The sequence below is a fragment of the Streptomyces sp. NRRL S-87 genome, assembly GCF_000719335.1.
In the GTDB taxonomy this organism is placed as follows: domain Bacteria; phylum Actinomycetota; class Actinomycetes; order Streptomycetales; family Streptomycetaceae; genus Streptomyces.
Map to the genome: position 1 here is coordinate 36979 of NZ_JOGB01000049.1, position 24247 is coordinate 61225.

The 24247-nt window shown below is 74.8% G+C and carries 18 protein-coding genes; 11 read left to right on the top strand and 7 right to left on the bottom strand.

Annotated features, from left to right (window positions below; genetic code table 11):
• The 7 genes from IF43_RS0126640 (at position 1) to pcaB (ending at position 10573) form a co-directional block, all read left to right on the top strand.
• A complete protein-coding gene (locus tag IF43_RS0126640) occupies positions 1 to 969 on the top strand; it encodes a TatD family hydrolase (RefSeq protein WP_051796204.1) in 969 nt (322 codons plus the stop codon).
• A 3-nt stretch (positions 970 to 972) separates the two neighbouring features.
• The gene (gene eboE / locus IF43_RS0126645) at positions 973 to 2142 is read left to right on the top strand and encodes a metabolite traffic protein EboE (protein ID WP_030205729.1); all 1170 of its coding nucleotides are present in this window, start codon (positions 973 to 975) and stop codon (positions 2140 to 2142) included.
• Positions 2139 to 3632 (top strand): nucleotide pyrophosphatase/phosphodiesterase family protein, encoded by a 1494-nt coding sequence (locus IF43_RS0126650; RefSeq protein ID WP_078910477.1) that lies wholly within the window; start codon positions 2139 to 2141, stop codon positions 3630 to 3632. Before eboE ends, IF43_RS0126650 begins: the two co-directional genes overlap by 4 nt.
• Before the next feature lie 81 nt (positions 3633 to 3713).
• A complete protein-coding gene (locus tag IF43_RS0126655) occupies positions 3714 to 5192 on the top strand; it encodes an FAD-dependent monooxygenase (RefSeq protein ID WP_030205733.1) in 1479 nt (492 codons plus the stop codon).
• Between the two features lie 154 nt (positions 5193 to 5346).
• Positions 5347 to 6819: an FAD-dependent monooxygenase gene (locus tag IF43_RS0126660; protein WP_030205736.1), complete on the top strand. Its 1473-nt coding sequence runs from the start codon at positions 5347 to 5349 to the stop codon at positions 6817 to 6819.
• Between the two features lie 302 nt (positions 6820 to 7121).
• Positions 7122 to 9134: an FAD/NAD(P)-binding domain-containing protein gene (locus IF43_RS0126665; protein ID WP_030205739.1), complete on the top strand. Its 2013-nt coding sequence runs from the start codon at positions 7122 to 7124 to the stop codon at positions 9132 to 9134.
• Positions 9131 to 10573: a 3-carboxy-cis,cis-muconate cycloisomerase gene (gene pcaB / locus IF43_RS0126670; RefSeq protein WP_051796206.1), complete on the top strand. Its 1443-nt coding sequence runs from the start codon at positions 9131 to 9133 to the stop codon at positions 10571 to 10573. The genes IF43_RS0126665 and pcaB overlap by 4 nt, the downstream gene beginning before the upstream one ends.
• Positions 10574 to 10728: 155 nt before the next feature.
• On the opposite strand, the gene IF43_RS0126675 is transcribed toward pcaB, so the two are convergent.
• From IF43_RS0126675 to IF43_RS0126705, 6 genes are all read right to left on the bottom strand, one after another.
• Entirely contained in the window at positions 10729 to 11652 is a 924-nt protein-coding gene (locus IF43_RS0126675; RefSeq protein WP_078910478.1) for a response regulator transcription factor, read from the bottom strand.
• 143 nt (positions 11653 to 11795) lie between these two features.
• The gene (locus IF43_RS0126680) at positions 11796 to 13298 is read right to left on the bottom strand and encodes a C45 family autoproteolytic acyltransferase/hydolase (protein WP_234332548.1); all 1503 of its coding nucleotides are present in this window, start codon (positions 13296 to 13298) and stop codon (positions 11796 to 11798) included.
• An 80-nt stretch (positions 13299 to 13378) separates the two neighbouring features.
• Complete coding sequence (gene purB, locus IF43_RS0126690) at positions 13379 to 14665, bottom strand: adenylosuccinate lyase (protein WP_078910479.1); 1287 nt, start codon at positions 14663 to 14665, stop codon at positions 13379 to 13381.
• Between the two features lie 115 nt (positions 14666 to 14780).
• The gene (locus IF43_RS0126695; protein WP_030205753.1) at positions 14781 to 16301 is read right to left on the bottom strand and encodes a glutamine synthetase family protein; all 1521 of its coding nucleotides are present in this window, start codon (positions 16299 to 16301) and stop codon (positions 14781 to 14783) included.
• A 139-nt stretch (positions 16302 to 16440) separates the two neighbouring features.
• Positions 16441 to 18366, bottom strand: a complete 1926-nt coding sequence (locus IF43_RS0126700; protein WP_051796209.1) for a hypothetical protein — start codon at positions 18364 to 18366, stop codon at positions 16441 to 16443.
• Positions 18363 to 18692 carry an ATP-binding protein gene (locus IF43_RS0126705; RefSeq protein WP_199922789.1) on the bottom strand — a complete coding sequence of 110 codons (330 nt, stop codon included), beginning with the start codon at positions 18690 to 18692 and terminating at the stop codon, positions 18363 to 18365. The genes IF43_RS0126700 and IF43_RS0126705 overlap by 4 nt, the downstream gene beginning before the upstream one ends.
• Before the next feature lie 171 nt (positions 18693 to 18863).
• Between IF43_RS0126705 and IF43_RS0126710 the strand changes: the two genes are divergently transcribed.
• The 3 genes from IF43_RS0126710 (at position 18864) to IF43_RS0126720 (ending at position 21802) form a co-directional block, all read left to right on the top strand.
• The gene (locus IF43_RS0126710) at positions 18864 to 19793 is read left to right on the top strand and encodes a sigma factor-like helix-turn-helix DNA-binding protein (RefSeq protein WP_030205760.1); all 930 of its coding nucleotides are present in this window, start codon (positions 18864 to 18866) and stop codon (positions 19791 to 19793) included.
• A gap of 57 nt (positions 19794 to 19850) precedes the next feature.
• Positions 19851 to 20816 (top strand): AraC family transcriptional regulator, encoded by a 966-nt coding sequence (locus IF43_RS0126715; protein WP_030205761.1) that lies wholly within the window; start codon positions 19851 to 19853, stop codon positions 20814 to 20816.
• A 134-nt stretch (positions 20817 to 20950) separates the two neighbouring features.
• On the top strand, positions 20951 to 21802 hold the full coding sequence (locus IF43_RS0126720) for a helix-turn-helix transcriptional regulator (protein ID WP_234332549.1): 852 nt from the start codon (positions 20951 to 20953) through the stop codon (positions 21800 to 21802).
• 15 nt (positions 21803 to 21817) lie between these two features.
• On the opposite strand, the gene IF43_RS0126725 is transcribed toward IF43_RS0126720, so the two are convergent.
• On the bottom strand, positions 21818 to 23032 hold the full coding sequence (locus IF43_RS0126725; protein ID WP_030205766.1) for a ParB N-terminal domain-containing protein: 1215 nt from the start codon (positions 23030 to 23032) through the stop codon (positions 21818 to 21820).
• A 360-nt stretch (positions 23033 to 23392) separates the two neighbouring features.
• Between IF43_RS0126725 and IF43_RS0126730 the strand changes: the two genes are divergently transcribed.
• The gene (locus IF43_RS0126730; RefSeq protein WP_234332550.1) at positions 23393 to 24115 is read left to right on the top strand and encodes a gamma-glutamyl-gamma-aminobutyrate hydrolase family protein; all 723 of its coding nucleotides are present in this window, start codon (positions 23393 to 23395) and stop codon (positions 24113 to 24115) included.
• Positions 24116 to 24247: the final 132 nt, after the last annotated feature.

Here is a 24247-nt window from a genome sequence, read left to right on the forward strand (position 1 = left end):
GTGCGCATCTTCGACCCACACATCCACATGACCTCGCGCACCACCGACGACTACGAGGCCATGTCCGCCGCCGGGGTGCGCGCCGTCGTCGAGCCGTCCTTCTGGCTGGGCCAGCCCCGCACGTCGCCCGAGTCCTTCTACGACTACTTCGACGCGCTCCTCGGCTGGGAGCCGTTCCGCGCCGCCCAGTACGGCATCGCCCACTACTGCACCATCGCGCTCAACCCCAAGGAGGCCAACGACCCGCGGTGCACCCCGGTCCTCGACGAGCTGGACCGCTTCCTCGTCAAGGACCAGGTCGTCGCGGTCGGCGAGATCGGGTACGACTCGATGACGGCCGCCGAGGACACGGCCATGGAGCGCCAGCTCCAGCTCGCCGCCGACCACGGCCTGCCCGCCCTCGTGCACACCCCGCACCGCGACAAGCTCGCGGGGCTGCGCCGCACGATCGACGTGGTGCGCGCCTCCGCCCTCGACGTCGGGCACGCCCTGCTGGACCACCTGAACGAGGCCACCGTCAAGGAGGCGAAGGACAGCGGCGCCTGGCTCGGCTTCTCCGTCTACCCCGACACCAAGATGGACGAGGAGCGCATGGTCGCCGTCCTGAAGGAGTACGGCCCGGAGAAGGTGCTCGTGAACTCGGCCGCCGACTGGGGCAGGAGCGACCCGCTGAAGACCCGGAAGGTCGGCGAGGCGATGCTGGCGGCCGGATTCGACGAGGACACCGTGGACCGGGTGCTGTGGCGCAACCCCGTGGCCTTCTACGCGCTCAGCGGCCGGCTCGGGCCGGGCACCCCGGTGGCCGCCCCGGACGCCACCCACGAGGGCAACTCGATCCTGCGCGGCGCGCCGAAGGACGCCCCGGAGGACGCCCCGGAGGCCACCGCGGGAGCCGCGTCCGCCGCGCCCCCGCGCGAGGCGGCCGGGTCCGCCGCCGGCCGGCCCGCCCCCGCCCCGGCCCGGGTGTAGCCCATGCGCTTCCGCCATCACGACGGCACCACCGTCCACCTCGCGTACTGCACCAACGTGCACCCCGCCGAGACCCTCGACGGCGTCCTCGCCCAGCTGCGCGCGTACTGCGAGCCGGTACGCCGCCGGCTGGGCCGGGAGCGGCTCGGCATCGGGCTGTGGCTGGCGGTGGACGCCGCCCGCAGCCTCGACGCCGACCCCCGCGCCCTCGCCGCCCTGCGCGCCGAGCTCGACCGCCGGGGCCTGGAGGTCGTCACCCTCAACGGCTTCCCGTACCAGGGCTTCGGGGCCGAGCAGGTCAAGTACCGCGTCTACCACCCCGACTGGGCCCACCCCGACCGGTACGCGTACACCCTCGCCCTCGCCCGGATCCTCGCCGCCCTGTTGCCGGAGGACGCCGACGAGGGCACCGTCTCCACCCTCCCGCTGGCCTGGCGCACCGTGTACGACGACGAACGCGCTGCCCGCGCCCGGGCCGCCCTGACCGAGCTCGGCCACCGCCTCGACGACCTCGCCGAGGCCACCGGCCGCTCCGTGCGCATCGCCCTGGAGCCCGAACCCGGCTGCGCCGTCGAGACCACCGCGGACGCCATCGCGCCGCTGCGCGCGATCGGCCACGACCGGATCGGCGTCTGCGTGGACACCTGCCACCTGGCCACCTCCTTCGAGGAGCCGGGCCCCGCGCTCGCCGCCCTGGCCGCCGCCGGCGTCCCGGTCGTCAAGAGCCAGCTGTCGGCCGCCCTGCACGCCGAGCACCCCGACCGGCCCGAGGTGCGCGAGGCCCTCGCGGGCTTCGACGAGCCCCGGTTCCTGCACCAGACCCGCACCCGCGCCGCCGACGGGCTGTGGGGCACCGACGACCTCGGGCCCGTGCTGGCCGGCGGGGTGCTGCCCGAGACCGGGCCCTGGCGCGCCCACTTCCACGTACCGCTGCACGCGGCCCCCGCCGCGCCCCTGACCGCCACCCTGCCCGTCCTGGACGAGGCGCTGGAGCACCTGGTCGGCGGCGAGCGCCCGCTCACCCGGCACCTGGAGGTGGAGACCTACACCTGGCAGGCCCTGCCGCCCGCGCTGCGCCCGCACACCGCGGACGACCTCGCCGACGGCATCGCCGCCGAACTCGCCGTCGCCCGCGACCTGCTGACGGCCCACGGCCTGAAAGAGCTGCCATGACCACCGCCCCTGCCGCCCCGGCGGACACCGGCACCCCGACGGCCCCCGCGCCCGAGCGGCCCGTCCCGCTCCTCGTCCTGGACGTCGTCGGCCTCACGCCCCGCCTGCTGGCGCACATGCCGCACCTCGCCGCCCTCGCCGCGGACGGCTCCCGGGCGGCCCTCTCGACCGTGCTGCCCGCCGTCACCTGCTCCGTCCAGGCCACGTTCCTGACCGGCACCACCCCCGCCGAGCACGGCATCGTCGGCAACGGCTGGTACTTCCGCGAGCTCGGCGAGGTGCTGCTGTGGCGGCAGAGCCACCGGCTCATCGAGGGGGAGCGGGTCTGGGACGCCGCCCGCCGCCGCCACCCCGGCTACACCGTCGCCAACATCTGCTGGTGGTACGCGATGGGCGCCGACGTGGACTGGACCGTCACGCCCCGCCCCGTCTACTACGCCGACGGCCGCAAGGAACCCGACTGCTACACCCGCCCCGCCGCCCTGCACGGCGAACTGACCGAACGCCTGGGCACCTTCCCCCTCTTCACCTACTGGGGACCCGGGGCCGGCCTGCCGTCCTCGCGGTGGATCATCGACGCCACCCGGCTCGTCATGGCCACCCGCGACCCCGACCTCACCCTCGCCTACCTGCCCCACCTGGACTACGACCTCCAGCGCTTCGGCCCCGACGACCCGCGCTCCCACCGCGCCGCGGCGGACCTCGACGCCGCCCTGGCGCCGCTGCTGGCCGACGCCCGCGCGCAGGGCCGCACCGTGGTCGCCCTCTCCGAGTACGGCATCACGAACGCCCGCCGCCCCGTCGACGTCAACCGGGCGCTGCGCCGGGCCGGCCTCCTGGAGGTCCACACCCAGGACGGCATGGAGTACCTCGACCCGCACGCCTCGCGCGCCTTCGCCGTCGCCGACCACCAGATCGCCCACGTCTACGTGCGCCGCCCCGAGGACCTGCCCGCCGTCCGCGAGGCCCTCACCGGACTGCCGGGCCTGGCGCGGCTGCTCGACGAGGAGGGCAAGCGGAGCCACGGCCTGGACCACCCCCGCTCCGGGGAACTCGTCGCACTCGCCGAGCCCGACGCCTGGTTCACGTACTACTACTGGCTCGACGACGACCGCGCCCCCGACTTCGCCCGGCTCGTCGAGATCCACCGCAAGCCCGGGTACGACCCCGCCGAGCTGTTCACGGACCCCGAGGACCCGTACGTACGCCTGACCGCCGCCACGGCGCTGGCGCGCAAGAAGCTCGGCATGCGCTACCGCATGGCCGTGGTGCCGCTGGACCCGGCACCGGTGCGCGGCAGCCACGGCCTGCTGCCCGCCGACCCCGCCGACGGGCCGGTGCTGCTGTGCTCCGCCCCCGGCGCCATCGCCGGCACGGTCGCGGCCACCGACGTCAAGACGCTGCTGCTCGACCTCGCCGCGGCGGGCCCGGCACCCGCCGCGCACGGGCGGCCGGCGCGCGGAGAGGGGCGGACCTCAAGGATCGCTTGAGCGATCCTGCGGTCCCGCTGCACCGCCCTTCGACCCCCCTGCTCTTCCCTGGTGACCAATCGTCTGTATGGAGGAATCGACATGGCAAAGAGCGCGATCATCGTGGGCGCCGGACCGGTCGGTCTGATGCTCGCGGGTGAGCTGCGGCTCGGCGGCGCGGACGTCGTCGTCTACGACAAGCTGCCCGCCCCCAGCGGCGAGTCGCGCGGCCTCGGGTTCACCAGCCGTACCGCGGAGGTCCTCGACCAGCGCGGACTGCTCGAAAGGCTCGGCGACATCCGCTGGGGCAAGCAGGGCCACTACGGCGGTGTCCGCATCGACTTCTCGCTCCTGGAGGAGAGCCACTTCGGCGTCATGGGCCTGGCCCAGTCCGTCACCGAGGAGGCGCTCGGCAACTGGGTCGCCGAGCTCGGCGTCGAGGTGCGCCGCGGCTACCAGCTGACCACCCTGGCCGAGACCGAGGACGGCGTCGTCCTCGGCTTCCAGGGCCCCGACGGGTACACCGAGGCCACCGCCACGTACGTCGTCGGCTGCGACGGCGGCAAGTCCACCGTGCGCACCCTGGCCGACATCGACTTCCCCGGCGACGAGGCCACCCGCGGCATGTACCTGGCCGACGTCGTCGGCGCGAACGTGCGCATGCGGCCCATCGGCGAGCGCATCGAGGGCGGCGGCATGGTGCTGTCCGTCACCCTGGAGCCGGGTGTGGACCGCATCGTCATCCACGAGGCCGGCGTCCGCCCGCACCACGGCGAGGGCGAGCTGGAGTTCTCGGAGCTCGCCGACGCCTGGCAGCGCCTGACCGGCGAGGACATCCACGGCGCCTCCGCCTCCTGGATGTGCGCCCTGACCAACGCCACCGGCCTGGCCGCCCAGTACCGCAAGGGCCGCGTCTTCCTCGCCGGCGACGCCGCCCACGACCACGCCCCGCTCGGCGCCCAGGGCGTCAGCGTCGGCCTCCAGGACGCCGTCAACCTCGGGTGGAAGCTCGCCGCCGTGCTCGGGGACCGGGCCCCCGAGTCCCTGCTCGACACCTACCACGCCGAGCGCCACCCGATCGGCGAGCAGCTGATGCGCGACGTGCACGCCATGTCGATGCTGTACCTCGCCGGCGAGGAGATGGAACCGCTGCGCGCCGTCGTGCGCGAACTCGTCACCCTGCCCGAGGCCGCCCGGCGGCTCGCCGGCCGCGTCTCCGGCCTGCACATCAGGTACGACATGGGCGCCGAGGGGCACCCCTCGCTGGGCCTGCGCCTGGCCCCGCACCGGGCCCTCGAGCTCGCCGACGGCACCCGCACCAGGGTCGCCGAGCTGCTGCACGGAGGCCGCGGCCTGCTCGTCGTCACGGACGGCGACGGCGGCCCGGCCGAGCTCGCCGCCCGCTGGGCCGGCCGCGTGGACGTCGTCACCGGCGCCTGGGCCGACCAGGAGGCCGACCACCAGGACGCCCCGCAGGCGGTGCTGGTCCGCCCCGACGGCTACATCGCCTGGGCGGCGCCGGCCGGCGGCGACCTCGAAGCCGCCCTCACCCGCTGGTTCGGGACGCCCGCGGCCGCCTGACGGCCCGCCGCACGACACCCCCGCCCCACCCGGCAGGGGGACGGTCGCCGACGCGACCGTCCCCCTGCCGGGCTCGGGTCCCGCCACACGTACGCGACCACCGCCGACCCGGCGCTGCCCATGCGCGGCGGCTTTGATGTTTGAGGAGTAGGACATGGCAAAGGGCGCGATCATCGTCGGCGCCGGGCCGGTCGGGCTGATGCTCGCCGGCGAACTGAAACTGGGCGGCGTGGACGTCGTCGTCTTCGAGAAGCTCCCCGCGCCCAGCGGCGAGTCCCGCGGCGTGGGCTTCACCCGGCGCGCGGCCGAGGTCTTCGACCAGCGCGGCCTGCTGGAGCGCTTCGGCGACGTCGAATGGGCCCAGGGCCACTTCGGCGGCGTCCACATCGACTTCTCGAAGCTGGACGACAACCACTTCAGCGTCCGCGGCATCCCGCAGTACCGCACCGAGGAGATCCTCGAGGGCTGGCTGACGGAGCTGGGCGTCGAGATCCGCCGCGAGCACGAGGTGCTCGGCTTCCGCGAGACCGAGGACGGCGTCGTCGTCGAGTACGAGGGCCCCGCCGGCCGCGGCGAGGAGAGCGCGGGCTACCTGATCGGCTGTGACGGGGCCCGCAGCATCGTCCGCCGCCTCGCCGGCATCGACTTCCCCGGCTGGGAGCCCACCCGCGGGATGTACATGGCCGACATCGTCGGCGCGAACGTACGCCAGCGCCCGATCGGCGAGCGCGTGCCCGGCGGCATGGTCATGGCCTTCAACCTGGAGGACGGCGTCCACCGGATCGTCATCCACAACGAGTCGCTGCGCCCGCCGGAGGACAAGAGCGGCCTGACGTTCGAGACCATCGCCGACGCCTGGCAGGACATGACCGGCGAGCGCCTGCACGACGCCGAGGTCCGCTGGATCAGCTCCTTCACCGACACCACCCGCCAGGCCGCCCAGTACCGCAAGGGCCGCATCTTCCTGGCCGGCGACGCCACCCACATCCACATGCCGGCCGGCGCGCAGGGCATGAGCGTGGGCGTGCAGGACGCGGTCAACCTCGGCTGGAAGCTGGCGGCCGCCGTCAACGGCTGGGCGCCCGAGGGCCTGCTCGACACCTTCCAGTCCGAGCGGCACCCGGTCGGGGAGCTGCTCATGCGCAACACCCGCGCCCAGACCAAGCTCTACCTCTCCGGCGAGGAGATGGAGCCGCTGCGCGCGGTCATCCAGGAGCTCGTCCAGGACGTCCCGGTGGCCCGCCACCTGGCCGGCCAGGTCTCCGGCCTCGACGTCCGCTACGACATGGGCTCCGGCAGCCACCCGCGGCTCGGCCTGCGGCTGCGCCCCGACACCCCGCTCAAGCTCACCGACGGCAGCCCCGCCACCGTGCGGGACCTGCTCAAGCCGGCCCGCGGCGTGCTGTTCGTGACCCCCGCGGCGGCCGACTCCGACGCGTTGCGCGCCACCGCGGCGCGCTGGAGCGACCGGGTGGACACCGTCACCGGCGACTGGGCCGAGGGCGAGGCGGAGGCGCAGGACGCCCCGCACGCGCTGCTGGTCCGCCCCGACGGCTACATCGCCTGGGCCGCCCCGGACGAGGCCGGCCTGCAGGAGGCGCTGGAGCGCTGGTTCGGCGCCGTCTGAGACGTCCGACGACTCCGCCGGGCCCGGCCCGCGAGCACCCCCCGCGCCCCGCGGGGGGTGCTCGCGCGCGTTCCGGGGCCGTACACGTGTCCGAGCGGCCGGGAAGGCGCCCCACACCGGTCCAGGACGGGTCTTCCACCCAGATCCGAGCCCTGGTTGAGCGGCGGGACCGACCGTGGGCGGACACCACCCTGACCCCCGGGGAGCAGGCCGGGCCGGCACACCGGCGGGGCCGACGCGGCGGCGCCGCGGTCCAGCCGTCCCCCGTCTCCTGAGCGGAGTGCTTCGTGAGCAGCGGACGTATGGAAGTGTGCCTTGTCGGCGCCGGACCCCGCGGGCTGTCCGTACTGGAACGGCTCTGTGCGCAGGAGCGGAAGTCCCCCCGTTGGGACCAGCTGACCGTGCACGTCGTGGAACCGGACCCACCGGGCTCCGGCCGGGTCTGGCGGCCTTCCCAGTCCCGGCACCTCCTGATGAACACCGTCGCCTGTCAGGTCACGGTCTACACCGATGCCAGCGTCGCCATCGAAGGGCCGCTGGAGGAGGGCCCGAGCCTGTACCAGTGGGCCAAGGCGCTGGGCCCCAGCGCGCTGACGCCCGGCGCGGGCCTGCCGTACGACGACGAGACCCTCGCCGAGGCCCGGGACCTGGGCCCGGACACGTACCCCACCCGCGCCCTGTACGGCCAGTACCTGACCTGGGTGTTCGGCCGGGTGACCGCCAGCGCGGCCGCGCACACCACCGTCCGCGTGCACGCCTCGCGCGCCGTGGCCCTCGAGGACGCCGAGCCGGGTGCGGGCCCCGGCGGGGCGCAGACCGTGCTCCTGGAGGACGGCACCCGGCTGACGGGCCTGGGCGCGGTGGTGCTCGCGCAGGGCCACGTGCAGGTGCGGCCGACCCACACGGAGCGGGAGTTCGCCGCGTACGCCGACCGGCACGGGCTGACCTACGTCGCGCCGAGCAACCCGGCGGACGTCGACCTGTCAGGCGTCGCCCCCGGCGAGACGGTGCTGCTGCGCGGCCTCGGCCTGAACTTCTTCGACTACATGGCGCTGTTCACGCACGCCCGCGGCGGGCTGTTCGAGCGCGTCGACGGCCGTCTGGTCTACCGCCCCTCGGGCCGCGAGCCGCGGCTGTACGCGGGCTCCCGCCGCGGCGTGCCGTACCAGGCGCGCGGCGAGAACGAGAAGGGCGCGCACGGCCGCTACCACCCGCGGCTGCTGACCACCGACTTCGTGGCGGCACTGCGCGCCCGGGTGCGGGACGGGGAGCCGATCCGCTTCGGCACCGAACTGTGGCCCCTGGTCTCCAAGGAAGTGCGCACCGTCTACTACGAGACGCTGCTCGCGCGGCGCGCCGAACCGGCCGCGGTGGCCGCCTTCGCGGAGGCGTTCCTGCGGGCCGGTGAGGGCGGCGCCGAGGACGCGCTGCTCACCGCGGCCGGTATCGGCGACGACGAGCGCTGGGACTGGGACACGGTCGCCCGGCCGTACGGCGAACGGACCTTCAGGGACCTGGCCTCCTTCCGCGGCTGGCTGCGCGGCTACCTCGACGAGGACGTGCGCCGGGCCCGGGAGGGCAACGTCAGCGGCCCGTTCAAGGCCGCCCTGGACCTGCTGCGGGACCTGCGCAACGAGCTGCGCCTGGCGATCGACCACGGCGGCCTCGACGCCGACTCCCACCGCGACGAGCTCGACCGCTGGTACACGCCGCTCAACGCCTACCTGTCGATCGGTCCGCCGGCCTCCCGCATCGAGGAGATGGCCGCCCTGATCGACGCGGGCGTCCTCGACGTGACCGGTCCGGGGCTGCACGTGGCTGCCGACGCCCTCGACCCCGCGGGCCCGGCCTTCGTCGGCACCTCACCGGACATCGCCGAACTGCGGGTGCGGGCCACGGTGCTGATCGAGGCCCGGCTGCCGGAGATCGACCTGCGGCGCACCGCCGATCCGCTGATGGCCCGGCTGCTGAGCACCGGTCAGGCCCGGACCCACCGCGTCGCGGGCGCGGACGGCTCGTCGTACGAGACCGGCGGCCTGGCCGTGTCGGAACGCCCGTACCACCTGCTCGACGGCCAGGGGGTGCCGCACCCCAGGCGGTTCGCGTACGGGGTGCCCACCGAGGCCGTGCACTGGGTGACCGCGGCCGGCATCCGGCCGGGCGTGGGCTCGGTGACGCTGGAGGACTCCGACGCCATCGCGGCGGCGGTGCTGGAACTGCCGGAGCTGCGCCCCGCGCTGCGGCTGCCCGGGGCGCCGGCGGTCGCGGCGGGGCGGGCGCTGTCCGGCAACGCGGGCGCGGGGGCGATCGCGTGAGCCGGGCCGCCGACCGCCCCGCGGGCCCGGACACGGGGCTGCTGTCCCCGGTCCGGGCCGGCACCCCCGTCGAGGCCGCCGTCGCGGACGACGCATGGGTGCAGGCGATGCTCGACGCCGAGGCCGCGCTGGCCCGCGCCCAGGCGCGGTGCGGCACGGTCCCGCCCGCGGCGGCCGCCGCGATCACCGCCGCCGCCCGGGCCTCGGACTTCGACACCAGGGCGCTGGCGCTGGCCTCGCGGGAGACCGCCAATCCGGTGGTGGGACTGGTCGCGGCGCTCACCGCCCGGGTCGCGGCCCGCTCCCCGGAGGCGGCCGAGTACGTGCACCGCGGCTCCACCAGCCAGGACGTCTTCGACACCGGCGCGATGCTGGTGGCGACCCGGGCCCTGCGGCTGATCGTCGCGGACCTCAGGGCGGTGGCCGAGGCCCTCGCCGTCCTGGCGGCCGAGCACCGGGACACGGTGATGGCGGGACGCACCCTCGCCCTGCACGCCGTCCCCACCACCTTCGGGCTGAAGGCGGCGGGCTGGCGCCAGCTGGTCCTGGAGTCCGCCGAGCGGCTGGAGCGCCTGGCCCGGGGCGGCCTGCCGGTCTCCCTGGGCGGCGCGGCCGGCACGCTGGCCGGCTACCTCCAGTACGCGGGCGACGACGCCGACCCGGCGGCCGTGCTCGCCGACCTCGTGGCCGCCTTCGCGGACGAGACCGGGCTGGCCGCACCGGTGCTCCCCTGGCACGCGCTGCGCACGCCGGTCGCCGACCTGGGCGCGGCCCTCGCGCACACCGCAGGGGCGCTGGGGAAGATCGCCGCCGACGTGCTGGTGCTGGCCCGCACCGAGATCGGGGAGGTGGCCGAGCCGGCGGTGGCCGGGCGGGGCGCCTCCTCGGCGATGCCGCACAAGCGCAACCCGGTGCTGTCGACGCTGATCCGCTCCGCCGCCCTCCAGGTGCCGGCGCTGGCCGCCGTCCTCGCGCAGTGCCTGCCGCACGAGGACGAGCGGTCGGCGGGGGTCTGGCACGCCGAGTGGCAGCCGCTGCGCGAGGCGCTGCGGCTGACCGGCGGGGCCGCGCACACCGCCGTGGAGCTGGTCCGCGGGCTCACCGTGTGCCCCGAGCGGATGGCCGGCAACCTCGCGGCCACCGGCGGGCAGCTCGTCTCCGAGCGGGTCTCCGCCGTGCTCGCCCCGAGGCTGGGCAAGGCGGCCGCGAAGGAACTGCTGACCCGGGCCTCGCTGCGGGCCGCCGAGACCGCCCGCCCGCTGGCCGCCGTACTGGCGGAGTCCGAGGCGCTGCGGGGGGTGCTCACGCCCGCGGAGCTGACCGGACTGCTCGACCCGGCCGGATACACCGGTACGGCCGGCCCGCTGGTCGACCGGGCGCTGGCCGGCTCGGCGCCGGTGCCCAGGAAGACGGTGGGCCGCACCGCCTGCGTGGTCTGAGGACGCGATCGCGGGCGTCGCCGGCCCGTCACGGGACCGGCGACGCCCGCGGCGGCGGGGCCGTGCCCGATCGGGGACCCGGTGCAGGGGGGCCGGGGCTTGGGCTGGGGCCGGGGCTGAAACTTTAGGCTGGAACTTTGGGCTGGGGCAGGGTGTCAGACGGTGCCGAGGCGGAAGCCGACGCCGCGGACGGTGACGATCCAGCCGGGGTCGCCCAGCTTGCCGCGCACGCTGCTCACGTGGGTGTCCACGGTGCGGCGCGACCAGGAGTCGCCCCACACCTGCTGGAGCAGCTGCCGGCGCGGGACGACGGCGTCGGGATGCTGCGCCAGCAGGCACAGCAGGTCGAACTCCTTGCGCGTGAGGGTGACCGGCGCGCCGTCGACGGTCACCTCGCGGGAGCCCACGTCGATGCGCAGCCGGCCGTGCCGGAGGATCTCCTGGACCGGGCCCGCGGTGGCGGCCGGCTGCCACTGCACGCGGCGCATGACGGCCTCGATCCGGGCCATCAGCTCGCGGATCCCGAAGGGCCTGGTGACGTAGTCGTCCGCGCCCGCCTGGAGTCCGAGCACGCAGTCGATCTCGGACTCGCGCGAGGTGACGATGATGAGCGGCACCCGGCTGACCGACCGGATCGCCCGGCACACCTCCAGCCCGTCCAGGTCCGGCAGTTCGAGGTCGAGCAGGACGAGGTCGGCACTGCCGTAGGCCTGCAGGGCCGCGCCGCCGTGGGCCGCCCTGGTGCAGGTGTGGCCGTGCCGGCGCAGCTGGTTCGACAGCCCGTCCCCGGCGTCGGCGCCCACGACCAGGATGCGGCGCCCGGAGACCGCGGGCGCCGGACGGGGGGCGGCCCCGCCCAGGACGTCGCGCAGCGACGTCGGCCCGGGGGCGCCCGGGACGGGGGCGCCCGGGACGGGGCTCCGCTGGCCGAGCACGTGCTGGCCGGGGGGCCACGGCCCGGGGGATCGGGGGCTCGGCCGCACCTCCCGGACCAGCGGGCGGGCCCGCGTCCCCTCGTGCTCGGGGTGCGGAGCGGACGTCTGGTGCTCCGGCAGTACCTGCGCCTGAACCTGACTCATGCCTCCCCCGGGGGTCGTGGCGGGTCCGGACCGGTCCGGACGCCTCCCGCCCCGACGCTAGCGGCACGTGGTCGAATCCTGGTGCAGCGCCCGTCCACGGGTGCCGGGCCGTCCGCCGGTCCGGTCCGCGGCCGGCACCCGCGCTACACCGCGAACACCTCGGTGGCGCTGTGGTTGGGGTCGCCCGCCCGCAGGTGCAGCTCGCCCGCCCCGGGCAGCATGACCACGGAGGCCACGGTCCGCTCCAGGCGGAAGTCCCCGTGGGCGGCGATGCACACCGGCGGCCGGGACAGTACGGCGAAGTGCTCCTCCGGGGCGGCCTGCGGGCCGAGTCCGGCCAGCCCCTTGGCCACGGCCTCCAGCCGCTCGTCGGAGTTGACCCGGTCGGGCGCCGACTGCCGGTCGAGCGGGGTGAAGTCCTCGTGCAGGTAGTGGTTGGTGTGCACGGCCTCCCGCGCGGCGGGCTCGGTCACCCGCAGCTCGGTCCCGCACACCTCGGCGTACACCGCGCGCCGCCGGTCGCACAGCACCAGGTTGCGCGAGCTGGACAGGGTGAGCCCGGCCAGCATCTCCAGGGCCTCGTCCACGCTCCCGGCACCGTCCAGCAGGTGGCGGATGGCCAGGTAGGGGGTGACGCCCGGCCGCCACTGGCCGTCGGTGACGAGGTTCAGCCCGATGGCCAGCCCGTCGCTGTTCATGCCCAGGTAGCCGAGCAGGCCCGCGAAGCTGAGCACCGTCACCCGGCGCGGCGCCCCCGCGCGGGCCAGCGACAGCACCGCGATGTGGCTGTCGATGTCCGCGTTGAGGTCCACCGTCTGCGCCAGCACCGGCCGGGCGGCCGGCCCGGTGCGCGCGTAGGACGTGCAGTCACCGGCGGTGGGCACCCCGGTGTAGCCCATCACCTCGCGGCGCAGCTGCAGCAGCCACGCCTCGTCCTCGGAGATCCCGGCCCCCGCCGCCAGCCCCGCCACCTCCTCGGCCAGGTCCGGGACCGCCGCCGTGATCGCCGCCCGGTACGCGGAGATCGACGGGAGCAGCCCGGTGAACGTCAGCGGCGTGTCGGTGAGGTGGGCCAGCCGGGCCAGGCCGTCGTCGAGGAACGCCCGCAGCGGGCCGGCGAGGGCCGTCCCGTGGGCGTGCCCCAGCTCGAAGGGGGTGCCGACGGCCTTGACGTACGCGACGCTCATGCGGGGGTGGCCGCCTTCTTCGGGCCTTGGGAGAGGGCGGCGAGCACCTGCGGCCACTCGGCGCGCAGGATGCTGTAGAAGACCGCGTCGCGGCGGCGGCCGCCCGGCATGTAGTTGAAGGAGCGCAGGGTGCCCTCCTCGGTGGCGCCGATGTTGCGCAGCCCCTTGCGGCCGGCGGTCCTTCTCGGCGAAGCTCAGCAGGCTCATGCTGCCGGCGATCCGGCCGCTCTGCCGGTCCCGGATCACGTAGACGGCGCGGCGGCCGGCCGCGTGCTCGGCGAGGTTGGAGTCGAAGAACGTCTCGAAGTCGGCGTCGTCGCCGACGACCACCGTGAAGTAGCGCCAGATCTCCGGGTCCAGGGCCACCGCGCGGACGCCCTCACGGTCGTCCTCGCTGATCGGGGTCAGCAGGACGTGCTCGTTCTCCAGGGTGGTGGCGACTTTCTCGGACCAGCTCATAGGGGGGCTCCGTGTGGGCGAGTAGCGGACAGAAGGTCAGTGTGGACGGCCGGGGAGACCGTTCCAAGAGCACTCGGTGATCACTCAGCCAGCTTGCGAAGCTGCTCCAACCGGGTGTGCACCACACCGTGGTTGACGAGGAAGTCCTCGGGCGTCCGGGGGCTGGTCTCGATGCCCTCCTCGGCCAGCGCCTCGCCGAAGTTCTGCCCGTACTCGGCGGTCTTCCGGGCCGCCGACTGCACCGCGCGGTACGCCTGGTCGCGCTCGACGCCCGCCTCCAGGAGCTCCACCAGCACCGACGAGGAGCACACCAGGCCGTGGGTGGCGGCCAGCGAGTTGCGCATGTGGTCCGGGTTGACCCGCAGGTTCTCCAGGATCTCGGCGGCCTTGACCGTCTGGAAGTGCGCCACGGTCATCGCGTCGGGCAGCAGGACCTTCTCCACCGCCTGGTGGGCCAGGTCCCGCTCGTGCCACAGCGCCACGTTCTCCAGCGCCATGTTCGCGTACCCGCGCAGCAGCCGCGCCAGTCCGCACAGCAGCTCGCTGCCGGTCGGGTTGGCCTTGTGCGGCATGGCGCTGGAGCCCTGGTACGCCTCCACCCGCTGCTCCTCCACCTCGCGCACCTCGGTGCGCTGCAGCAGCCGCAGTTCCAGCGCGATCTGCTCGATGCAGGCGCCCAGCGCGGCCACCGCCTGCAGCAGCTGCGCGTGCCGGTCGCGGGAGACGACCTGGCTGGGGGAGGGCTCCACGCCCAGGCCCAGCTGCGCGCACACGTACTCCTCGACGGCCGGGTCGATGAGCGAGTACGTGCCCACCGCGCCGGAGACCGTGCCCACCGCGACCGCCTCGCGGGCGGCCACCAGCCGCTCCAGGGACCGCTCGACGGCGAACGCGTAGCCGCCCAGCTTGTGGCCGAAGGTGGTGGGTTCGGCGTGCACGCCGTGGGTGCGGCCCACCATGACGGTGTCCCAGTGCTCGAAGGCCCGCTCGACCAGCACCGAGCGCAGCCGCCGCCCGGCGGAGAGGAGGACGTCGCAGGCCTGCGCCAGGGTGAAGCCGAGGGCCGTGTCGACCAGGTCGTAGCTGGTCATCCCCAGGTGCACCCAGCGGGCCGAGGACTCCGGCATCTGCTCCGTGTAGGCGGTGAGGAACGAGAGCACCTCGTGGTCCCGCTCCTTCTGGATCTCCACGACCCGGGACGGCAGCGGGGTCTTGGCCGCGCGCATGTCGTCGAGGACCTCGGCGGGTACGCGGTCGAGCCGCACCTGTGCCTCGGTCGCGAGGATCTCCACGCGGACGTAGGTCTCGTACCGGTACTCGTCCGAGAAGAGGCTCGCCATCTCGGGCAGGGTGAAACGAGGAATCATGGGACAGCCTTCGTCGGTTTGTGGTGGTGGTGGCCGGCGGGGCGGCCACCGTGCGGGGTGGCGGACGGTGGGGCGGCGGCGCGCGCCCACCCCGCGCGACGGGGGTCGCGGGGTGTCAGAAGGCCGCGAAGTACTCGCGCTGCTCCCATTCGGTGACCTGTCCCGGCACCGGCGCGGCGTGCCGGGCCCAGGCCTCGTACCGGCGCACCTCGCTCTCCTTGAGCTTGGCCAGGCAGGCGGCCAGCGGTTCGCCCAGCAGCCGGGCGGCCCGGCCCGCCGTGAACGCCTCCAGGGCCTCGCGCAGCGACTGCGGCACGATGTCGCGGCCGGGCTCCCGGCCCCCGGCCGGGCCGGCGCCAGGTCCGGCCGAGCCCTCCAGGCCCTCCAGGCCCTCCAGGCCGGCGAACAACTGGGCCGCGATGTTCAGGTACGGGTTCGCGCTCGGCTCGCCGATGCGGTTCTCGATGTGCGCGCCGGCCCCCGAGCCGACCACGCGCAGCATGGCCGTACGCGACTCCAGGCTCAGGTCCACCCGGGTCGGGGACAGGGCGTGCTGCGTGCCGAGCCGCTGGTAGCCGTTGACCGTGGGCACCGACAGCAGGAACAGGTCGCGCAGCCAGTCCCGCAGGCCCTCGGCGTACGCCTTGCTGGTGGGGGAGAGCCCCACCGAGAGGCCCTCGGCGCTGAAGACGTTGCGGCCGGTGGCGGTCTCCAGGACGGACTGGTTCAGGTGCCAGCCGCTCGGGTCCGCCCCGGCGATCGCCGGCTGCGACATGAACGAGGCGTGCAGGCCCCGGGCCGCGCACCAGCGCTTGGTGAAGACGCGGAAGAACAGCATGGCGTCCGCCGTGTCCAGGGCCGACATGGGGTCGAACGTGGTCTCCACCTGCCCGGGGCCCATCTCGTGCTCCATCGACCGCACCGGCAGCCCCAGGCCGAGCAGGGCGAGGGCCAGCGGGTCGGTGACCGGGGCGACCGTGTCGTACGCGGCGTCCAGGTTGAACTGGTAGCCCGCGTTCATCGCGGCCACCCGCGGGGCCGGGCCCTGCAGGCCGAAGCCGTTGCCCTCGTTGCCCGGCTCGTCGTCCAGGCGGCGCGCCAGGTACCACTCGACCTCCAGGCCGAGTACGGGCGCCAGACCGCGGGCGGCGTACCGGTCCAGCACCCGGTGCAGCACGTGCCGCGAGGACAGCGGGTGGGGCCTGCCGTCGCGCAGGTACTCGTCGCCGATCACCCAGGCGGTACGCGCCCCCTCGCCGGGCAGCTCCAGGAAGGTCAGCGGGTCGGGCACCAGCACGAAGTTGCCCAGGCCGGCGATCTCCTCGACGCCGATGCCGTGCTCGCCGCGGTAGTCCACCGCGGTGGTGCAGGCGGTGTCCTTCAGGAACGGGCCGGGGCTGTAGTTCATGCCGTTGCGCAGCACGCCGCGGAAGGTGCGGGCGGTCAGCGTCTTGGAGCGCACCAGGCCGTGCGGGTCGCCCCACACCAGGCGGACGAAGTCGATCCCGTCCAGCCCCGCCTCGATCCGCTCGGCGGCCGCCAGCCGGGCCTCGTCCCAGAGCCCGTGCTCGGCGACGAACGCGGGGCTCCCGACGCTGCCCTCCGCGGCGGGGGTCGACCATGACCTGGAGTACATGACGGGGAGCGTCCTTTCGTCAGGGGGTCGACGGGGGCCGACAGGGAGGGGAGTCGCGCCGGCCGGGCCGCCGGGGCGTCGACCGGGGGGTGTCCGGCGGGGTCGGGGCCGGGCCCTGACCTGACCCGCCGGACGCCCGCTAGATGCGGGGCCGGGCCGGCTCCGTACCGGCGCGCTCGACCGGGGTGCCGGTGACGGACGTCCAGTGCCAGCCGGAGTCGAAGGCCGTCACCTCCGCCTGCTCCCCCTGCTCGGCGAGCACGGCCGCCTGCTGCGTCATCCGGGCGATGAAGGCGGCCACCTGGTGCGCCGCGAGCATCTCCTGCTCGGTGTACGGCTCGCCGTCGGCGCGGACGATGCGCAGGTCCATGAACCCGTTGAAGGGCCGGCCGCACACCTCGACCGCCTGGGGGCTGCGGATCGTGAAGCGCACCATGTTGTTGACGTGCCCGTGGTGGTGCTGGTCGGAGAAGTGGGCGATGTCGGGGATGGTGGGCGGCACGAAGTGGTCGCGCTCCAGGACCTTCTGGGTCCGCGGCAGGTTGCCGGCGATGAAGTGCCAGGAGTTGTACTGCATGCGCGAGGACATCGCCCAGGCGGTGTCGGCGAGCGTGGCGAGCGAGTCGCCGTAGTGCCGCCGGGCCTCCGGTGCGGGGACCACGCAGCAGAAGAAGTCCGTGATGCCCCAGGTGGTGATCTCGTCCCAGGCCTCCGCGCGCAGTGCGCGGACCAGCTCGGGCAGCGACCGGATGCCGCGGCTCATCGAGAAGTCGGCCTTGAACGCGGCGGTGGTCGCGGCGACCGCCTCGTACACCACCGCCTCCAGACCGGTGCCGAACCCGCCGTACGGCCGGGCCAGCCAGGCCGGGTCGGCGTCGTCGGCGAGCCGCAGCTCGGCCAGCCGGTCGCCGACCACGGGCAGCGCGGCGCGCAGGTGCTCGGTGACCTGGCGGTCCCGGTCCGCGGCCACCTCACCGTACGGGGCCGCGACCTTCTCCACCTTGTGGATCAGGGCGCCGTGGATCTCGCGGTACAGCTGGACGGTGCGGGCCACCTCGGGGCGGTGCGCGCCCAGGGCCGCGGCCAGGTCCATCAGCGCGTCGATGCCGGCGTCGGGACCGGCCGCGGGGATCCGCTCCCCGCCCAGCGCGCCGTTGTAGTTGCGGCGGGTGTGCTCCAGCAGGCGGCCCACGTTGTCCGGGGTGAGCTGCGAGCCGTTGGCCTCCTCGATGCGGCCGTACCCGGCCGAGCGGATGAGCAGGGTGATGCCCACGACCAGCAGGGCGTCGTGGTCCGACCACAGCTCCAGCGGCAGGCCGGACAGGCTGCCGAACACGCAGTCCGGGTGCCCCGGCCACAGCGTCTTGCCCACGACCGTGTTGGTGTCGCGGAAGTTCGTGTACTGCTTGTCCTCGATGTAGAGCATGAACGGGGCGGTGCGCTGAGCGGCCTCGGTCAGCTGCGCCAGCAGCGCCGCGCGGCCCTCCTCGCCCTGCTCCGCCAGCCAGCGGCGGCTGTCGGCCGCGTACCGGGCGAACCGCTCCTGAGCCGCCGTCACCTCGCGCCGGTAGGCCTCCAGGTGGCCCTGGGTCCACGGAACCCGCAGGACGCCGGCGACCAGCGTGTGCTGCTTGGCGAGCGGCTGCTGGGACGGGACGCGGACGACGACCCGGCCGCCGGTGGTCAGGCCGATCTCGCCGAGGAACGCGGTGCGCTCCGCGGCGTCCGCGACCGCCCCGGCCGGGTCCCGGTCGTCCCCGGACAGGCCGGCGACGACCTTCAGCGCGGCGGCGTCCGCGGTGCGCAGGCCGCCCGCCTGGACCTCCGCGGGCACGTGCCCGTCGAGCGTGAGCAGGGTGTCCAGGGCCGAGCGCAGGTCGGCGGCGGCCGAGGCCTTGCGCCACACCCGGGCCAGCAGCCCGGGGAACCCGGCGTCCTCCTCGCGCACCCGGTCCGGCTTGGGCGTGGCGCCGGCCGCCAGGCCCAGGCGGCTGGGCCGCCGGCTCTGGCGCTTGCGGGCGTTGGCGGCTCGGCGGGAGCCGTCGCGGTCTACGGGCGCGGTCATGAGGCACCTTCCCCGGTGAGTGCGATGTGGCTCCACATCGCGTCGTCGGTGGGCGTCCAGTCCTCGTCGACGTAGATGCAGTCGACCGGGCACTCGAGGACGCAGACGGGGCAGCCCGAGCACAGCTCGGGGATGATCACGACGTCGAGCCCGCGGTCGAAGATCGCGCCGAACTTCTCCGGACAGCTGCGCAGACAGGTGTCGCAGGTGATGCACTCGGACTTCTCGATGCGGCGCGGGGGCTTGCTCCAGTTGCTGTCGCGGCTGCGCGTGGCGATCCTCAGGTCTCGCCCGGACAGCGCACCGGACGAAGCGTTGTTTTCCACGGGCATGGGACCCCTTAGACGTCGTGTCGATGACGGCTCGAACGGACGCTCCGAGCATCCTGGGGTCCTCTCGACCAACTCCTGAACCCCGGTCGGGGCGTGCTGGAGCGCGTCACATCCGACCGGGCGGCTCCGTCACTGCGGTGAGGACCGGGAACGAGAGGTGGGTACATGGACCAGCGGGAGTTCCTCGCAGGGCTCTTCGAGAAGCACCGGGGCCGCCTGTGGGAGGCGGCCCACCGGATGCTGGGCTCGGCGCCGGAGGCGGACCGGGCCCTCGAGCGGGCGCGGCGGCGGGTGTCGGACGCGCGCGCGGACGGCGGCTCCGACGACGTCGAGGGCTGGCTCACCGCGGTCGTCGTCCGGGTGTGCCTGGACGCCCTGCACCGGCGGCGCGCGGCCGCCGCGGACAGCCCCCCGCGCGGGACCTGGGACGCCGTCGCGCCGGCCGGGCAGGAGGCCCCGGACCCGGGCGGGCACGCTCGTCCGGGGGAGCCGGCCGGGTCCGCCGACGGGCCGGGTCCGCGTGGCCGGCTGGCCGACGCGGTCGGTGCGGCGCTGCTCGTGGTCCTCGATGGCCTCGACCCCGCGGAACGCCTCGCCCTCGTCCTCCACGACGTCTTCGGCACCCCTTACGAGGAGCTCGCCGGCATCCTCGACCGCTCGCCCGCCGCCGCCCGGCGGCTGGCCGACCGGGCCCGCCGGCGGGTGCGCGGCGGCGTACCGACCCCCGATCCCGACCGGCACCGCGAGGTCGTCGAGGCCTTCCTCACCGCGGCCGGGGAGGGGGACGTCCGCGCCGTGCGCGCCGTCCTCGCCCCCGACGTCGTGGCGCGCCGCGACGCCGATCCCGTGCACCCGGGACGGGCGACCGCGGTCCGCGGCGCCGAGGCCGTCGCCCGGAACGCCCCGGCCTTCGCACGCCCGGCCCGCTCCGCCCGGGCCGCGCTGGTCAACGGAGCGCCCGGCGTCGTCGCGGCCGACGGCACCGCGGGCTACCGGGTGCTGGCCTTCGAGATCGAGGACGGCAGGATCCTCGACATCGAGATCATCACCGACCCGGTCCGGCTGGGACACCTGACCCTCGCGCCACTGGACTGACCGGTACGCGACCCGGCTCCCGCCCGGCCGCCGCGGCCGGCGCCTACAGTGAGGGGGGTGGACACCCTGACCGGCCTCCTCGACGGGCCCAAGGCGCGCGGCGCGTTCCTGCTCAAGTCGGTGTTCGACCCCGGCTGGTCGCTGCGCATCGAGGACCGGGCGCCGATCTCCGTCATCACCCTGGTGCGCGGCACCGGTTGGGTGGTCCCCGACGGCGGCGACCCGGTCCCCCTCGGGCCCGGCGACGTCGCCCTCGCCCGCGGCCCCGAGCCGTACACCCTCACGGACACCCCCGGCCTCGCCCCGCACATCACGGTCGGGCCCGACCAGCGGTGCCACACGGCCGAGGGCGCCGACGTCAGCGAGTCGATGTCCCTGGGCGTGCGCACCTGGGGGTCCGCGCACCCCGGCGCCGACGCGGCGGTCCTGCTGAGCGGCACCTACCTCGCCCCCGGCGAGATCGGCCGCCGGCTGCTCGACGCCCTCCCGCCGCTGCTGGTGCGGTCCGTCGACACCGCGGACCGCACCCTCGTACGGCTGCTCGGCGAGGAGATCGACAAGGACCGGCCCGGCCAGGAACTCGTCCTGGACCGGCTGCTGGACCTGCTGCTCATCGGCGTGCTGCGCGGCTGGCTCGGCGACCCGGGCAGCGGTTCGCCCTCCTGGTACCGGGCGTACGGCGACCCGGTGGTCGGCCCGGCGCTGCGGCTGCTGCACCAGGAGCCGGCGTACGGCTGGACGGTGGCGGCCCTCGCGGCGCGCGCCGGCGTCTCGCGGGCCGCGCTGGCCCGCCGCTTCACGGAGGTGGTGGGCGAGCCGCCGATGGCGTACCTGACGGGGTGGCGCCTGGCGCTCGCCGCCGACCTGCTGCGCGCCGAGCCGGACGCGACGCTCGCCCACGTCGCCCACCGGGTCGGCTACGGCAGCCCGTTCGCCCTCAGCGCGGCCTTCAAGCGCATCCGCGGCACCAGTCCCCAGGAGTTCCGCACGCGCACCCCGGCGGCGGCGTCCGCAGCGGGATAGCACCCGCCGTGCGGGGTTGCCGCGGAAGGGGAATCGGCGGCTCCGGATCACTAGCGCGATTCGAGCTGAGCGCGATGCGGACGCGCCACGCTGCTGCTCGGTCTACACGTAGCGAGGTGCGCATGGATACGGCGGTGGAAAGGGCGATCGCGTGTATTCGGGAGCATTACGGTGAGCCCCTGGCCCTGGCCCGGATCGCAGAAAGCGCCCTGCTCAGCCGGTTCTACCTCACTCGGCGCTTCAAAGAGGAGACCGGGCTCACTCCCGGCAGGTTCCTGGCCGCGGTCCGCATCGACGAGGCCAAGCGGTTGATCGAGCAGACCTCCATGAGCATCACCGAGGTCTCCCGGGCGGTCGGGTACAACAGCCTCGGCTCGTTCACGAACTACTTCACGGCCAGCGTCGGAGTGTCCCCCGGCCGGTTCCGCCGACTGGCGCGGGACGGCGGGGACGGGCTGCCGGCGCCGGCGCCGGCGCCCGGGCCGTGGCCGGGAGCGGGCGCGATCGGCGGAACGATCAGCCTGCCCGCGGGGCACGGCAACGCCCGGGTGTTCCTGGGGGCCTTCGCCACACCCGTCGTCCAGCACCCGTGCGTCGCCTCGGCCGTCCTGGACGTGCCGAGCGGCCGGCCGTGCTGCTACTCCCTGCAGAACGTCCCCGAAGGGAGCTGGCACCTGCTCGCGGTGGCGGTGGCCGACGGCCTCGGACCCGACCGGACGGCCCACCGGACTCCGCTCGTCGGAGGACGCGGAGTGCCGCCGGTGCCGGTGACCGCCGACGGTGCCACGAGCGCGGCGGTACGGCTGCGCCCGGGCCGGCCGACCGATCCACCGGTCCTGCTGGCCCTGCCCGAGCTCGTGCCCCCGGTCACCTTCGTGCCGCCCCCGGGGTGTCCCTCCGCCTCCACCACCCCGCTCCACGACACCGACGACCGGCGCCGGGCCGCGGGCCACCTCCGGCTGGTGTCCGCGGCACCGGCGCCGTGACGGCGCGGCCGCAGGTCACGGCATCATGTCCTGCTTGGTCTTGAGCCGCTCGGCGAGCTGGCTCCATTCCTTCCCGATGCGCTCGGCGATCGGGGCGATGACGCCCAGCCAGTGGGCCGGGACGGCGTCGACGAGCTCGCGCCAGCCGTCGTCCGGCTCGTTGGCGTGCAGCTGCATCCAGCGGAGGAACTCCCGGCCGCCCGCGGTGTAGCGGATGGCGGGATCGGTGGCCATCTTGGCCGCCACCGTCGTCCAGGCCGGGATCTCGTCGGTGCGGTTCCTGCGCTGCGGCGCGCTGTTGACGGTCGGTGCCACCCGCAGCGGCACACGGGCGGCGCCCCCGGGTGCCGCGCCGGCGGGAACCGCCGGGGCGGGCCGCGACGGTTCCCCGGCCAGCCGTACGGACCGCACGGGTGTGACGGGGTGGACGGCCTGGACGGGCTGGACGGACCGCAGGGGCTGCGGCGCCGCGTCGGCCGTCCGGCGGCCGCTGCGCTCCGGGCTCTCGCCGCGCCGCAGCCGGGCGCTCACGTCGTGGACGGTGCCGAGCGAGACGTCGGTCTCCCTGGCGACCTGACGGAGCGGGGCGTCCGGGTGCGCGGCGATGTACTCGGCGGCCCGCCGCCGGCCCTCGCCCGGACCCACCGGGCGCCGCCTGCCGTCCCGGCCGACGCGCTTGCCGTCGAGCGGCGTTCCGTCACTCGCCTTCTCGCGCATCGACGCGATCGTCTTCGCGCTCAGCCCGGTGATGCCGGCCACGGCACGGTCGGACCAGTCCGGGTGGGAACTCAGGACGCGGCGGGCTCCGGACACGCGGTCGGCCTTCGACAGCGGCAGTCCGTGCGATCCGTTCGCCTTCATGGCGATGACCAGCGCCTCGGAGTTCGAACAGTCGACGAAGCGCGCCTTGATGCTGCTGTCGCCGCGCAGCCTGGCGGCCTCCAGCCGGTGCAGGCCGTCGATGATGCGGTAGCCGTCGATCTGGACCAGGACGGGCGGCAGCTCCGCCGAGCCGGCCGCGTCGACGAGGAGCTGGACGTGCGCGGCGTCCGTGCCGCTCCGGCGCAGGGACACGCCCGCCGACAGCGAGTTGACGGGGACGTCGCGGACCGGAATATGCTCGAAATTCCTCAGGTCGAATTCGCTGCGGGCCGACGCGTCGACGCCCTCGTTCGTGACGGAGCCGAACGCGTTCGTGATCAAGACGGCCTGCGCGCTGCTCTGAGCCATTCCTTCACTTCCTCTCTGCTGCCGCTGTCGACGAGCGTCCCAGGAGGGGCTCCAGCTGCAGTCGAGGGGAGGTCGACGGTCCCTGGAAAGGCGAGAGAGCGGGTGTCCGACGTGGCGGACACCCGCTGCTGCGGGAGGGGCGCGAGCGGTCCGCGCGGGGGAAAGGGGTCCCCGTCTGTGGTACCAGGAGGGCCGTTCCGTTCAGTAGGTGCCGGTCCGGCGGGGGTTTTGAACGATGGCCGCCGCTTCACGCACACGGCTATTTTTGACCGTGGTGACCGTCCGCGGAAGCGGTTGTTTCATCTGCCTCATTTCCTCAGTTGAACCCGGAAACCCGTGAAGGTGCTAATGAATTCAGTCGTGAATGGTTCGCCGAGCACGGGGCGGCCGGTGATCGGGATCTGCGCGCGGACCGCGCCGGTCACGTTCCAGGGCGACGACATGGTCGTCAGCTTCGCGCTCCAGGCCCACCTGGCCTTCCTGGCCGCCGCGGGGGCCACGCCCCTGCTGCTCCCGCTGCTGCCCGGCGTCGAGACCCTGGTGGACCGGATCGACGGCCTGCTGGTCCCGGGCGGCCCCGACGTGGATCCGGCTCTGTACGGCGAGGACCCGCACCCCGGCACGCGGGCGATGACCCCGGACGCCGACCGCGCCGAACTGGCGTTGATCCGGGCGGCACTCGACGCCGAGCTGCCGGTGCTGGCCATCTGCCGCGGCATGCAGCTGCTCAACGTGCTGCACGGGGGCTCGCTGCACCAGCACCTGCCCGAGGTCACCGGCCACGACGGCCACCGTCCGGACGTGCCGTCCTTCACCCTCGGCCCCAACCCGTTGAAGCTGGAGCCGGGCAGCCGCGTCGCCGGTGTCCTCGACGAGGACGCGCCGGAGGCGGCCTGCCACCACCACCAGGCCGTCAACCGGCTCGGCGCCGGCCTCACCGCAACCGGCTGGGCGCAGGACGGGACCGTCGAGGCCATCGAGGTCACGGACCACCCCTTCGCCGTCGGCGTGCAGTGGGAAGCGGGGTTCACGCCCGACCAGCGACTGCACCACGCGCTCGTGCGCGCCGCCGGGCGCCCGTAACCGGCCGTCCCCGAAGGCCCCGTGCGGTGGAAGCCGGCGGTTTCTAGGGGTCGTTGCAACACGTGGTTGTGTGGGTCAGGCCGCGAGTAGTTTATGTAGGCGCTGGGCGGGGGTTTCCCAGTTGAGGGTTTT